The sequence below is a fragment of the Acinetobacter sp. AG3 genome, assembly GCF_022343575.1.
GTDB classification, from domain to species: Bacteria; Pseudomonadota; Gammaproteobacteria; order Pseudomonadales; family Moraxellaceae; genus Acinetobacter; species Acinetobacter guillouiae.
On the sequence record NZ_JAKQZD010000001.1, the window covers coordinates 4,533,619 to 4,547,188 of the forward strand.

Consider the following 13,570-nt stretch of genomic DNA (forward strand, 5'->3'; position numbering starts at 1 on the left):
ATTGAGTTTTAATTCAACAGATTATTTCACAATGTATAAAATGAAAAAACCGTCAGCTTGAACTGAACCCCAAATCCTGGACAGTTTAGTTAACACTGGATTGAGTTCTGAATTGAACAGGGCTCAATCCTTTTAGTTTAATTTGTATTCTCTCATGGTTATAGTAATGGATGTAATCATGAATTTGTTGCTCTAAGACCTCAATGTTTTCTGGTTTCTCTAGATAAATCGTCTCTGATTTTAATGTACCAAAGAAACTCTCCATCAAAGCATTGTCCCAACAATTCCCTTTTCTACTCATACTTTGCTTAATCTTATTCGCTTTAAGCGTACTCCTAAATTGGCTCATTTGATAATGCCAACCTTGATCTGAATGAAGCATAAGCTTGTGTTTTCGTGAGTTTGGTAAATGACTTATGGCTTGATCAAGCATATCTTTAACAAGTTGAAATACTGGACGTCTTGAAAGTGTATAGCTCACAATCTCATTGTTATAGCAGTCTAAGATCGGAGATAAATATAACTTCGTATCAGCAACTTTAAATTCGGTTATATCTGTCAGCCAACGCTTATTGGGTCGCTTCGCTTCAAAGTTACGTTTGAGTTTATTTTTGACTATTTTATTGGATGTACCTTTGTAAGCATTGTACTTTTTACGCCGAATCAGTGAAATTAAACCAAAGCCTCTCATCAACCTAGCAATCAATTTATGGTTATGATGAAGACCTTGTTGCTTCAAGGCTAAAGTGATTCGTCTATAACCATATCTACCTTTATGCTCATCATAAATTTGGCAAATCCGTTGCTTGAGTTCTGCATATTTATCTACGGCATTTAGCTTGGCTTTATGATAGTAGAAACTACTCCTCGATAACTCAGCAATATCTAAAAGCAATGGCAAAGCAAACTCAGTACTCATCTGATCAATCAACCTTGCTTGTTGTCCTTTTTGGGTGGATTCAGCAAGGCGTCGAGCTTTTTTAAGTAGGCATTCTCAGCACGTAAATAGAGTAGTTCCCGTTGAAGTTCAGCAGTTGTTTTTTCATGATCTGGTTTATCAACAATATATTTATGTTTATTTTTAGACATGGATACTCTTCCTTTAGACTTTGGTTCTAGTCCAAGCATACCATCGGTTTGATAGATTTTACGCCATACACTGATCAAACTCGGGGAAGAAATACCAAAACGAAGAGCAGTATTAGATAAACTTAATCGCTCATTCTGCATAGTTTTTAATACGTAATATTTAAATTCAGCTGTATAAATTGTCTTATTCTGTTTTGGCTTTATTGCATCAATTCCACCTAAATCGAATTGAGCCAACCATTTAGAGACATCCTTATCACTAATCGAAAAATGCTTGGCTGTTGATAAGCTAGAATGACCTTGAGCATAATAAGCAATGACTGCTTGTTTAAACTTTAAATCGTATTTCATAAAAATACCCTATAAGTTGTGTCCAACTTATAGGGTTCAGTTCAGCTTTGACGGTTTTTTCATTTTATAAATCAATTATTTTGGTTCTAGCTTTTTACTAAACTTGGTCGCAAAACCTGTAATTTTTTGATATCCAGTCGGTAAAATACGCTGAATTAAATCCAAAGTTTTTGCATCATTTCCAATAAGTAAACGACGTTTGTCTTTTAGGACAGCATCCAACATCTGTTGAGCAGCATCTTCTGGTGGCATACGTAATAGTTTATTAAATGCTTTTGCTGATTTGTCAGGGTTCATTCCCAAAGAACGTAAGCTGTCATTCATACGCGCATCATTTGCAATATTGGTACGAATGCCGCCTGGGTGAACACATAGCGCTGATACACCACACTTTTCGATATCTAATTCTTGACGTAATGATTCAGTAAAACCACGTACCGCAAATTTAGATGCATTATATGCAGACTGGGTCGGTTGCGCGGTTAAACCAAACAAGCTCGAAATGTTGATGATATGCCCATCACCTGTTTTTTTGATATAAGGCAAAAATTCTTTTGTTCCGTATACAACGCCCCAGAAATTGATATCCATAATCCATTCTAGTTCGTCATAAGATGCACCTTCCACGGTAGAACCTAAAGCCACACCAGCATTGTTAAAAATCATGTTTACAGAACCATGATTTTGCACCGTATCCGCAGCCCAAGCTCGCATTTCTTCAACTTTGGCAACGTTCACTTTCTTTGAGGTCACACGAACATTATATGGTTTAACCAGTTCAACGGTTTCAGCTAAACCTTTTTCATTCACATCACTAATGGATAAATGACAACCTGCTTTTGCCAATAAAATAGCAAGTTGTTGTCCCATACCAGAGCCAGCACCAGTAATTGCAGCGACTTTGTTTTTAAAATTTTTCATTGTCTATCCTTTTTTAAACCCGCACAAAGCATTCAGAGTGATGTGCAGCTCACTTGCTCAATATAATTTTGACAATCATTATTGTCAATATTATATTATGATTTAGCCGATGTTTTTTTATACAAAAATTCTAGAATAGGTTTCAATGGCTTTTATTGCTAAAATAAGCGCTTCTTTGTGACAATCAAATATGACACGAGTAATTTTTTACAATGAATGAGCCACTTTCCACTGAAAAGAAAACTATAAATAAAGCTGCCAAAGAGCGTCAATTTAAAGGCATGTCCTTATCTGAGCGGAAACTTGCACGTCGAGAAAAGTTAATCGAAGCAGGGATTGAAGCTTATGGTACGCATGGCTTTTTTTCTGTCACCGTCAAAGATATTTGTAATGAAGCCAAGCTGACTGAACGTTATTTTTATGAGTCCTTCAAAAAAAGTGAAGAACTGTTCCAAGTCATCTTTCTACAACTGATTGAACAATTACAACAAACCGTGATGCAAGGGGTCATGCAAGCAGCACCTGATCCTAAAAATATGATCCGTGGTGGCTTAACTGCAATTTTTACCATGTTAAAAAATGATCCACGTGTGGCGCGTATTATTTATATCGATGCCATGCTGGTTCAAGAACTGCATAATCATGCCACGATCCATGAAACGATGGGCCGTTTTGACCGATTAATTCACTCTTTTGTTACCCTGATGATGCCGCATATTGAACGCAGTGAACAAGAAATTTCCTTGGTTGCCACAGGTTTAAATGGCTATGTGACTCAAATTGCAGTGCGCTGGGTCATGGGTGGATTTAAACAATCGCTTGAAGAAATTGTCTCAGCATGTGAAATTGTATTTATATCGCTGATTGATTCATTTTCATCTAAATAAGCTTTTTAGCCTGAACAATCTTGTCATAAAATCGTCACAAAACTGTCAAATAGCGTATTTTTATGTTCAGTTTAAATAAATTTCTTTTCTCAAAATGGAACATTTATTTAAAAATGTCATGGATTATTCATCATATCGACGATTATTTGTCACATTTTTTTGCAAAAATTCGTCAACATCTTCTTTTTGCAATGATACTGTCATAATTAATCTTTGTAATAAGCCTGTCATAAATAAAAGACGGTACACCGTTCATACATAGGATATTGCGTTGTGAAAGATGACTATATATTAATCGTCGATGACGAACTTCCGATTCGAGAAATGATTCATACCTCATTGGATATGGCAGGTTTTCAATGCCTGCAAGCTGAAGATGCAAAACAAGCCCATCAAATGATTGTTGACCAACGACCATCTTTGATTTTACTCGATTGGATGATGCCTGGCGGTGTGAGCGGTGTAGACTTATGTCGTCGCTTAAAACGTGATGAAAATTTGGCAGAAATTCCAGTCATCATGTTGACAGCACGTGGCGAAGAAGACCATAAAGTTCAAGGTCTTGATGCTGGTGCAGACGACTATATGACCAAACCATTCTCTACCCGTGAATTGGTTTCGCGTATCAAAGCTGTCCTTCGTCGTGCCAATGCACTCAGTGGCGAAAAAACCATTGATGCCAATGGATTAATACTTGATCCAGTAAGCCAACGTGTCAGTTTTAGTGATAATATTTTAGAAATGGGTCCAACAGAATACCGCTTATTGGCATTCTTTATGACACATCCTGAACGTGCTTATACACGTGCCCAGTTACTTGATCAGGTATGGGGTGGTAACGTGTATATTGAAGACCGTACCATAGACGTACACATCCGTCGCTTACGTAAAGTGCTTGAACCTTATGGTGCTGATCGCTACGTACAAACTGTACGTGGAACGGGTTATCGCTTCTCTACCCGTGCAGATGTTGCTTTAGGTTAAGCATTCTCAAGGTAAATAAATTTCTATGTATGAACCCTACCCCGTCCCAGATCTTGCACGAGAACATAAAAAATTCCGTTACAGTAGCTTATGGGAGTTTGCAAAACAAGATTTACGCCTGCTTGGTTTTTTACTCATCATTGGCGGATTTATTGGTTTAGGGATAGGGTATTTTTGGATTTGTATTTCCATCGGTTTTGCTGTTTTTTTTCTGTTTCAATTACGCTCTTTATACTTGGTCAATGAGTGGATTTCAAATCGTCCTTACGATTCTCCGCCCAATCTAGAAGGTATTTGGGGGGCACTGCTTTTTAATGTTTATCGTGCTCAACGCCAAGAACGGGTTGTTCAAGCTGAAATGGTCGGATTGATTGACCGTGCTCAATCCTCACTGATAGCTTTAGCTGAAGCTGTGGTTTTAACCGATGAATTACATCAAATTGAATGGTGGAATCCTGCTGCGGAAAGACTGTTGGGCATTCAACCGCTAGATCGTGGTCGTAATATCTTGACCATTATCCGCCAGCCAAGCTTTATTGAATATTTTAATAATATCGACCAATCTCCAGATGGCATTAAAATAAAATCTTCGGTTTATGAAGAGCATTATGTACAGATTAAACTGACACGCTTCGGCAGTGAAAGCCGATTGCTCGTCGCTTACGATGTCACACGTGTACATAATCTGGAACAAATGCGCAAAGACTTTGTCGACAATATTTCACATGAACTTCGTACTCCGCTAACTGTACTCAGTGGCTATATCGAAACCTTTACCGACCAAGAAGATTTAAATCCGCGCTGGAAACGTGCCTTTGAACAGATGCAATCGCAAACACGTCGAATGAATGCCTTGGTCAATGACTTACTCTTGCTTTCACGTTTGGAAGGCAATAAACAGGTCGCAAAAAATCAAATCATCGATATGCCGAATTTGATGAATCAACTTTTTGATGATGCCCAAGCCTACAATGTCGATTATGGCCATACTTTAAATTTAGATATCGACAGTCATTGTGACTTAATTGGTTCTGATGCAGAGCTTGCCAGTGCGTTTAGTAATTTAATCACCAATGCGATTAAATACACCCCTAAAGGTGGCACTGTTACAATCGGCTGGCATGATGACAGTGAACATGGTTATTTCACTGTTGAAGATACTGGGATCGGGATTGACCCAAAACATATTCCACGTTTAACCGAACGCTTTTATCGTGTAGACAGTGCACGAAGCCGCCAAACAGGTGGAACAGGTTTAGGGCTTGCCATTGTGAAGCATGTTTTAATGCAACATAATGCGTATTTAGAAATTGATTCTAAAGAAAATCGGGGGTCTATTTTTAGAGTGGTTTTCCCCAAAGAGCGCCTTGATTTTGCAGGTTAATATTTGATTTTTTGATTAATTCGAATGAAACTATTTCTAGATTGTGAGTTTAATGGCTTTGGCGGTGAATTAATTTCACTGGCATTGGTTGACGAGAATAATCAACATTTTTATGAAGTTTTAGAATGCGCTGACCCAATTACTTGGGTTAAAGACCATGTCATGCCTCGTTTAAATCAAAAACCGATTTCATTAGCGCAATTTCAAAGTCACTTACAGCTTTATTTATCTCAATATTCTAGTCTTGAAATTGTGGCAGATTGGCCAGAAGACTTTGCCTTGTTTACCCGTAGTCTGGTACTTTCTGCAGGAAAATGTATCCGAACACCTCCGCTGACCATGCAGTTATGGATGCAGGATCCAATCGAAACCCATGTTGCCTCTGAAAACCCACACAATGCTTTAGCAGATGCACAAGCTTTAAAGCTGTCTTATTTCAATGCATCGAAATTAATCTAAAATCTATTCCAGATTTAGCCGCACATTTTTATCAGGTTGCTATTACATAGAAAGAACCACCAAATAGCTCACACTGCTTGTGTATTTACCATTGGAAAGATGCTTTGACTCGGCAAAAGTATATTTGGAAATTAATACTAAAAAATCGATGTCCAACTTTTAAAATCGTTTTCCTCAAAAAGCACTTATGCCATAACGAAAATCTATTCTTAGACGTGTGCTGTATGTCTTCATCATAAAATTCGAGATCAAGTTGAATAAATGACTTTAGATTATAAAAATAAATCCTACTTATATTAATGTTGACCAAGTCACACTCGTGAAATATATTGAGAAATATATCTGATTTTAAGCATTATTTTATCATCGGCTATTTTTATAAAAATCTATTCATAAATATCAACACACCAAAAATGGACATTACAATGAATAAATATAAATTTTCTATTGCAGCTGTTTTAGGATTATTACTGAGTGGGTGTGCTACAACCATAGCAAAACTCTCTTATAACGATCTAACAGGTAAAACCGCAAATGAGATGATGAATACCACTCGTGAAGGAAAATACGGACCAGTATGGGGAAAGCCTTATACGACTGGCGTTGACAAGGATGGAGGGCAATTATTTTTTTATTGGATACGTTCCGATATGGGAATAACAACCGAACAATGTGGACAAGAAATGAATCCAGGTGTTGTGATCCAATATATGTGTAGTTATTCCAATATCTGGTGGAAGGAATGGAAGATTAAATTTGGACAAGATGGACGAGTCTCTGAATGGAAAGTCGTTTCTTTTAAGGCCGAAAAGAACCGCTTATAACTGGCTTACATCAAATCTTATTCGGCTTTGTGAACTTGACTCTGTTACTCAAAGTGATACAGAGTCAAACTCAATCAACCATTTGTAAAATATAACAATCCATTGATCTCTATTATATTTGATGCCCTAAAGCTTCACCCATCACCACAATAGAATTGGCTTTAAACTGTTCATCCCAAGTGATTTTATTCTGTTCAAACAATACAACTGCGGTTGAACCTAAATAAAAACGTCCAAGCTCAGCACCCTTTTCTAAGGCTAAATCATGCTGGTTTAACTCTAAACGCCCTGTTGGTTTTACTTTGCCAGTCGCCACAGTTTCAATTCCTGCCACGATCATTGCACCCACGAGAACAACCGCCATACGTCCCAATTCAGTATCAAACAAACATACCATACGCTCATTACGCGCAAATAAACCTGGAATATTCTCTGCTGTCGTTTGGTTTACAGAAAATAACTCACCTGGGATATACAAGGTTTCGGTCAACGTTCCTGCAAATGGCATATGAACACGGTGATAATCACGTGGTGACAAATAAACCGTGGCAAATTCGCCATTGATAAATGGTGCAGCCAATTGCGGATCGCCAATCAGTTTGTCTACAGAAAAACTTTGGCCTTTGGCCTGAAATACATCACCATCTTTAATTTTACCCAACTGAGAAATTGCACCATCTGCTGGAGAGACAATACTGGTCTGATCTGTGTCAATTTCTCGGACGCCGTCTTTTAAAGCACGGGTAAAAAATTCATTGAATGATTTATATTTTAAAGCATCACTTTGCTCAGCAATAGAAAGGTCTATCCCGTACTGTGCTTTAAATGCTTGAATCGCTAAATTTTTAACAATTGGATTTTCACTGGCTGCAACTTTACCAACAACACGGCTGAGTTGCTGTTGCGGAATGACTTTTTGTGCTTGGATAAAAATTTGTTTTTTTAACGTTGATGTAAGACTCACGCAGGTGATTCTCCAGTAATAATTGGACTATCGAGGCGATTGCCCCACTCGCTCCACGCACCATCATAGGCTTGAATATTCCAATCCAATAACCGACCCAAGATATAAGCCAGACCAGAACGATGATGTGACTGACAGTACACCACCACAGGCTGGTCAAATTGAAAGCCTAATTGTTCTAGACGTTGTTGCGTGCGTTCTAGAGGATGCAATTTTAAATGATTTTGACGATTAATTGCAGTACTCCATTCAAAATGTTGTGCACTTGGAATGTGACCGCCGCGTCGCGCTGCCAAACGCTGTCCCGTATATTCTTCTGAAGTTCGACAATCCCAAACTTGAATCGCTTGCTGTTCAACCTTTTGCAACAGTTTGGCATATTCAATTCGGTGTTGATCAAGATGTTGTAAATTGACAGTAACTAAGGGTTCAACTTTGCTAAAGCTTTCCGCTTCAGCCGAAGTCGGGTAGCCTGCTGCCAACCATGCATGAATTCCGCCATTGAGGAGGCTAGTATTATAAAAACCAAGGCAATGTAAATTCCAAATCAAACGCCCAGCCCAAGCACCACCTTCATCATCGTAGACCACAACATGATGTTCGGGAGAGATGTTTAAATACTCAATCAGCGCTTTTAAACCGTCCTCATCAGGCAATAACCCTGAAGCTTGTTCTTCCTGTCGAACCAACAGTTGTGGTTTAACATGTAAGGCATGTGGAATATGTAATTGTTCATACACAGAGCTACGACTTAGATCGACAATACGAATTTTGTCATGCCCTAAAAATGGCACAAGTTGTTCTGCTTCTATGAGTAATTCGAAGTTAAAGGCTGATGTAGTCATACGTTTTTCTATTTTAAGACCTTGAGCACAAATGATCTTAGCACAGTGTTTTTTACCAATATGCTGATTTTTCACATTCTTTTAGCAAAAATTCAGATATCAATTTTCACTGCTTCGACAACTTCAGGTATTTCAAAGACCTGTCGTAAGTAAGCCAAGAAAGTATCGTTATCCGTCATGGTTTTTCCGGGACTATCTGAAATTTTCGCCACAGATTGACCATTACACTCCACCAGTTTTAACACAATATTGAGTGGCGTTTGCCCCATATCATTGGTCAAATTGGTACCAATACCAAAACTGACTTGAAAACGATCTTTAAAGTATTGATATAACGCCCACGCACGCTCAATGTCTAATCCATCACTAAAGGTTAGCATCTTGGTTTTGGTATCAATTTTCAGTTTTCGGTAGTGTTGATAAGCTTTATCGCCCCATTCAAATGGGTCACCACTGTCATGACGTAAGCCATCGAATAACTTGGCAAAATACAAATCAAAATCTTGTAAGAATGCATCCATACCGACCACATCAGTCAAGGCAATGCCCAGATCACCACGATACTCTTGTACCCATGTTTCTAAAGCTGCTTTTTGAAAATCTCTTAAACGGACATCTAGCGCTTGGAATGCTTGTAGAAACTCATGCGCCATGGTTCCAATGGGATGAATATTTAATTCTTTTGCCAAGAGGACATTACTGGTACCTCTAAACACATTGGGTACAGCTGCATGGAAGGTCTGGATTACATGTCTTTGCCAATCTAGACTATAACGACGACGAGTACCAAAATCTGAGACTAAAAATGGAGGAGCTTGAGTGCCTTGTTGCTGTTCAAATTTCTTTAATAATTCAACTTTGGCTTGTAGACGACGTTCACCTTCAACATAAATGTCATCATTACGAATCCGGCTAAAATAAAGTTCATTGACAATCGCCAGAACAAAAATTTCAAACATCATCGCCTGAACCATTGGGCCTTCAACCCAAATGTCTAAACGGCCTTGTTCATCAATACCCGCTTTAATAAAACGGCGTTTGAGTTGGAATAATTCTAAATAGTCGACAAAATCACTTTTGATAAAACGCATACTGCGTAAATATTGCAATTCATCTTCTTGGAATTTGAGTAAGCAGAGATGATCGAGCTGCTCGTTCAAATCATCCAGAATATCCGTCAGGGGATAAACCGTAGCATCTAGATTACGACAGCGAAAATGATACACACTGTGCGTTTGAGGAAATTTATGTAGCACCACTTGTAACATGGTAAATTTATATAAATCTGTATCGAGCAAGGATTGGATGATTGGCGCCATATCTATTTTAATTTCGCTATGCTGTTTTTATTAAAGCATATTTTTCACTGAGATAACGTAATCATTTATAAGTGATGAACTATATTTTCAGTTAGGCTGAACAGAAATCTCAGCAGAATTATTTTTTCAATTTATCTACTCACATGATAGTTTTATAAATTCTATTCTTATTCAAAAACTTACCAATAGCCTCAACTTTTCACCAATAGCGTACTCGCATCATCTTGCTGGGTTTTCCCTGTTAGAATAGTGCTATCGTATTTTAGTCTTATTGTTTATATGCGCGCATTATTACAAAGAGTGTTAGAAGCCAAAGTTGTTGTTGATGGTGAAACCACGGGAGAAATTCAAAAAGGAATTTTGGTTTTTCTAGGCTTAGCGAAGGAAGATAATTTTGAAAAAGGTCAAAAATTAATTGATAAAATTTTGAAATATCGTTTCTTTGATGATGAGCAAGGCAAAATGGGCTGGAATGTCAGCCAAGCCAATGGCGGGATTTTATTGGTCTCTCAATTCACCTTAATGGCACAAACGCAAAAAGGCTTGCGTCCAGACTTTGGGCCAGCCATGCCGCCCGCTGAAGCTCAGGCACTGTATCAACAATTGGTTGATTATGCTCGATCACAATTTAAAAATGTTGAAACGGGTATTTTCGCAGCGGATATGAAAGTGCATTTGGTCAATGATGGGCCTGTGACCTTTAACTTGGAAGTTGAATAATTAAAAGCTGAATAATCAAAAGCTTGAGCTTAACACCAATGTTTAAATCTTAAAAAGCCCGATCAGATCGGGCTTTTTAAGATTTTCGATTCGCTTAGCGTCCAATCTTCTCTTTTAAGAATTGGCGTGCCAATTTAATTTTGTCTTTTACTGGTTTTGGAACTTTTGGTGGAATCAGTTTGGCCACTTGGTTAAACCAAACCAACAAACTGAAATCGCCTTCCATTTTGATGCTGCCGTTTTGCATACCCGTCATAAAAGCCGTTGGATCGCCTTTTACCAAAGTTTTTACACCTTGCTCACTGTCAGCAAACTGTAAAACAAAATCAGCTTTTTGTTCAGCACCTGAAACTGTATCAATTTGACCATTGTTCACAATAATTTGGCGCGCCACGCCCAAGTCGGTACCAATCTGAATACGGAACTGACGGTCATGGGTCAATTCAATAAATTTTGGACTGGTACGAGCCAATTGTTTCATACGAAGTGCTAAACCCAATACAAGCAAATCCAGTGGATCTGTACTTGCATCAACGATTGGTAACTTCACAACTGGAATTGCAGAAAGTTTCATGACATTTAAGCCTGTTGTTTTTTAAATTAGATTCGAATTTGCTCATCCTAACATAACTTGTCATTGCGTAGACATGGCTTTCAGAGCAAAGTATAAACTGAAAAAAAGGTATACCATTATGATATACCTTGGAATGTCTAAATTGATTTTTTTCGTGTAATTAAAGTCACTATTGTTATCTTAGCGTTCATATTGACTGAAGTTTTCACTCAAAACTTATTCATCTTCATAGACTGGGGTATGTTCAATATATTGGCGATTTGCCAATGCTTTTTGTGCACGACTGTCTTCACGCAATAAGAGTGCAATCAATGCTGACATCGCCAACATAATCGCGGTTAAATAGCTATATGCGACCGAAATATCAAAGATGTTCTGTACACTATAACGCATTGCTTCCAAGGTGCCCCAGAAGATCATGCCTGCAAACATAAACCCTAACCAATGACGATAAGGGGAAAAGAAAACGGTAGCCAACGCTGCAGCAATTAGACCGAATCCAATCAATGTTGCAAATGTTGTTGATACCATAACAACCTCCGTCAAAATGATGCCTTATAAAAAAACCGTTTAAATAGGTGTTTCACAACAATTTCAAGCTTTATAATTTTTCTTAAATCACCTTATAGAAGCTTATGCTTTGCATTATGTATAGTTTTTAAGAGAAGGAAAGCGCTGTTTTCTGCTTAAACGACACACTTTGTCGCAACATTCATTTGTCATTACATTTTTTAAGAATCCTGTTTTTCTCACAATCTAATTACCATCAATCATGCAGTGTCATTACAAAAAAATACACACAGCTTTTAATCCCTGAAAAACTTTTTTTAAGTTCTAAAACGAATATTTTTATCAAGCTGTTTTATTGAGCGCGAATGGCAGCAAAGTGATTCATTTTCAAATAAAAAATAGCGACTTAAAGTCGCTATTTGTCATGATTCTGCAATATAACCCATGTCATTTAAGCACGGGACAAATCTTTATCATGCACGCCTAAAAGATAAAGCACACCATCTAGACCTACACTTGAAATGGCTTGATTGGCATTTTGACGAACCACAGGTTTCGCACGGAATGCGACTCCGAGCCCTGCAATTGAAAGCATCGGTAAATCGTTTGCACCATCTCCAACCGCAATCGCTTGCTCAGGTGAAATCCCCATTTTCCCAGCCAACTCAGTCAATAGATACGCCTTGCGCGCGCCATCAACGATATGGCCTTTAACCTCACCTGTCACGACACCATTTTCAACATCGAGGATATTGGCATGCACTTCATCAATGCCCAATTTTTCTTGTAGATATTCAGCAAAGTACTGAAAACCACCAGATAAAATCGCAGTTTTATAACCCAATGATTTCAGTGTCGAGATTAACCGCTCGGCACCTTCTGTCACGGTTAGTCGTTCAGCAATTTGAGGCAATACTGTGGCATCAAGGCCTTTAAGTAACGCAACGCGTGCACGGAAACTTTGTTGAAAATCCAACTCCCCTTGCATTGCACGTTCAGTGATTTCAGCGACTTTATCGCCCACCCCTGCTTCTTTAGCAAGTTCGTCAATCACTTCTTGCTCAATCAAAGTTGAGTCCATGTCGAAGCAGACTAAGCGACGATTACGGCGATAGGCATTGTCTTCCTGCACCGCGACATCAATATTTAATTCAGCAGAAAGCCGTAAACATGCGGCACGCATCGCCTGTGCATCCAGCATTTGCCCACTCAAACCGAATTGAACACATGAACGTTTCAGCCCATCTTGGTGTCCATTACGTTCGGGACGACCCGACAAGCGCGTCACTGTTTCAATGTTAAAACCTTGACTTGAAACAATATTGGTTACCGCTTGTAGATGTTCGGCTGTGAGCTCTGGTGCTAAAGCGGTCACGATATAACGTGTGCGCCCACCTTCACTCACCCATTGGTCATATTCTGCGCCTGAAATCGGCTTAAAACGAACAGTTAAACCAATATCATGTGCTAAAATAAGGATGTCTTTCATGGCTAAAGCTGTTGCAGTTTGATCGTTTGACGACACTACAATACCTAAAGTCAATTGATTATGGATGACCGCCTGTCCTACATCTAATATTTGCAAAGAATGTACGGACAACACTTGCATTAATCGAGTAAACTGATTGGGTTGGTCAGGTCCTAAAAATGAAATAAGAATGATTTCTCGCATGAATTGACTCGGGTCTGAGCTACAACAATTGGAAGAATCATAATCGAAATCGAAATTTTTTGCTTTG

General features: G+C 38.4%; 15 protein-coding genes. 6 read left to right on the forward strand and 9 right to left on the reverse strand.

Translation table 11 applies throughout. The annotated features are described in order from the left end of the window. Positions 1-85: 85 nt before the first annotated feature. From L3V46_RS21150 to L3V46_RS21160, 3 genes are all read right to left on the reverse strand, one after another. The gene (locus L3V46_RS21150; RefSeq protein WP_239045449.1) at positions 86-931 is read right to left on the reverse strand and encodes an IS3 family transposase; all 846 of its coding nucleotides are present in this window, start codon (positions 929-931) and stop codon (positions 86-88) included. Then, positions 928-1,440 carry a helix-turn-helix domain-containing protein gene (locus L3V46_RS21155; RefSeq protein ID WP_239045450.1) on the reverse strand — a complete coding sequence of 171 codons (513 nt, stop codon included), beginning with the start codon at positions 1,438-1,440 and terminating at the stop codon, positions 928-930. The genes L3V46_RS21150 and L3V46_RS21155 overlap by 4 nt, the downstream gene beginning before the upstream one ends. Positions 1,441-1,515: 75 nt before the next feature. Further along, a complete protein-coding gene (locus L3V46_RS21160; protein ID WP_004818325.1) occupies positions 1,516-2,361 on the reverse strand; it encodes an SDR family NAD(P)-dependent oxidoreductase in 846 nt (281 codons plus the stop codon). Between the two features lie 212 nt (positions 2,362-2,573). Between L3V46_RS21160 and L3V46_RS21165 the strand changes: the two genes are divergently transcribed. The 5 genes from L3V46_RS21165 (at position 2,574) to L3V46_RS21185 (ending at position 6,899) form a co-directional block, all read left to right on the forward strand. Beyond that, entirely contained in the window at positions 2,574-3,248 is a 675-nt protein-coding gene (locus L3V46_RS21165) for a TetR/AcrR family transcriptional regulator (protein WP_004718721.1), read from the forward strand. Between the two features lie 273 nt (positions 3,249-3,521). Then, positions 3,522-4,232, forward strand: a complete 711-nt coding sequence (phoB, locus tag L3V46_RS21170; protein WP_004718724.1) for a phosphate regulon transcriptional regulator PhoB — start codon at positions 3,522-3,524, stop codon at positions 4,230-4,232. Positions 4,233-4,257: 25 nt separating this feature from the next. Beyond that, positions 4,258-5,616, forward strand: a complete 1,359-nt coding sequence (phoR, locus tag L3V46_RS21175) for a phosphate regulon sensor histidine kinase PhoR (protein ID WP_004718725.1) — start codon at positions 4,258-4,260, stop codon at positions 5,614-5,616. A 24-nt stretch (positions 5,617-5,640) separates the two neighbouring features. Then, a complete protein-coding gene (locus L3V46_RS21180; RefSeq protein ID WP_239046680.1) occupies positions 5,641-6,075 on the forward strand; it encodes a hypothetical protein in 435 nt (144 codons plus the stop codon). A 425-nt stretch (positions 6,076-6,500) separates the two neighbouring features. Continuing rightward, complete coding sequence (locus L3V46_RS21185) at positions 6,501-6,899, forward strand: hypothetical protein (protein ID WP_239046681.1); 399 nt, start codon at positions 6,501-6,503, stop codon at positions 6,897-6,899. A gap of 112 nt (positions 6,900-7,011) precedes the next feature. Here the strand turns inward: L3V46_RS21185 and asd are convergent, their stop codons facing one another. The 3 genes from asd to pncB all read right to left on the reverse strand — a co-directional run bounded on the left by asd (position 7,012) and on the right by pncB (position 10,027). Then, positions 7,012-7,863 (reverse strand): archaetidylserine decarboxylase, encoded by an 852-nt coding sequence (gene asd / locus L3V46_RS21190; RefSeq protein WP_004818322.1) that lies wholly within the window; start codon positions 7,861-7,863, stop codon positions 7,012-7,014. After that, positions 7,860-8,708, reverse strand: a complete 849-nt coding sequence (locus L3V46_RS21195; protein ID WP_239046682.1) for a rhodanese-like domain-containing protein — start codon at positions 8,706-8,708, stop codon at positions 7,860-7,862. The genes asd and L3V46_RS21195 overlap by 4 nt, the downstream gene beginning before the upstream one ends. A gap of 92 nt (positions 8,709-8,800) precedes the next feature. Beyond that, positions 8,801-10,027: a nicotinate phosphoribosyltransferase gene (pncB, locus tag L3V46_RS21200; protein ID WP_004718736.1), complete on the reverse strand. Its 1,227-nt coding sequence runs from the start codon at positions 10,025-10,027 to the stop codon at positions 8,801-8,803. A 279-nt stretch (positions 10,028-10,306) separates the two neighbouring features. Between pncB and dtd the strand changes: the two genes are divergently transcribed. Next, entirely contained in the window at positions 10,307-10,747 is a 441-nt protein-coding gene (gene dtd / locus L3V46_RS21205; protein WP_004818319.1) for a D-aminoacyl-tRNA deacylase, read from the forward strand. 94 nt (positions 10,748-10,841) lie between these two features. Here the strand turns inward: dtd and L3V46_RS21210 are convergent, their stop codons facing one another. The 3 genes from L3V46_RS21210 to serB all read right to left on the reverse strand — a co-directional run bounded on the left by L3V46_RS21210 (position 10,842) and on the right by serB (position 13,503). Further along, the gene (locus L3V46_RS21210) at positions 10,842-11,321 is read right to left on the reverse strand and encodes an SCP2 sterol-binding domain-containing protein (RefSeq protein WP_004718739.1); all 480 of its coding nucleotides are present in this window, start codon (positions 11,319-11,321) and stop codon (positions 10,842-10,844) included. Positions 11,322-11,537: 216 nt separating this feature from the next. After that, a complete protein-coding gene (gene aciT / locus L3V46_RS21215) occupies positions 11,538-11,852 on the reverse strand; it encodes a ciprofloxacin tolerance protein AciT (protein ID WP_004818318.1) in 315 nt (104 codons plus the stop codon). A 430-nt stretch (positions 11,853-12,282) separates the two neighbouring features. Then, positions 12,283-13,503, reverse strand: coding sequence for a phosphoserine phosphatase SerB (gene serB, locus L3V46_RS21220; RefSeq protein WP_004718743.1), 1,221 nt, complete (start codon positions 13,501-13,503; stop codon positions 12,283-12,285). Positions 13,504-13,570 lie beyond the last annotated feature (67 nt).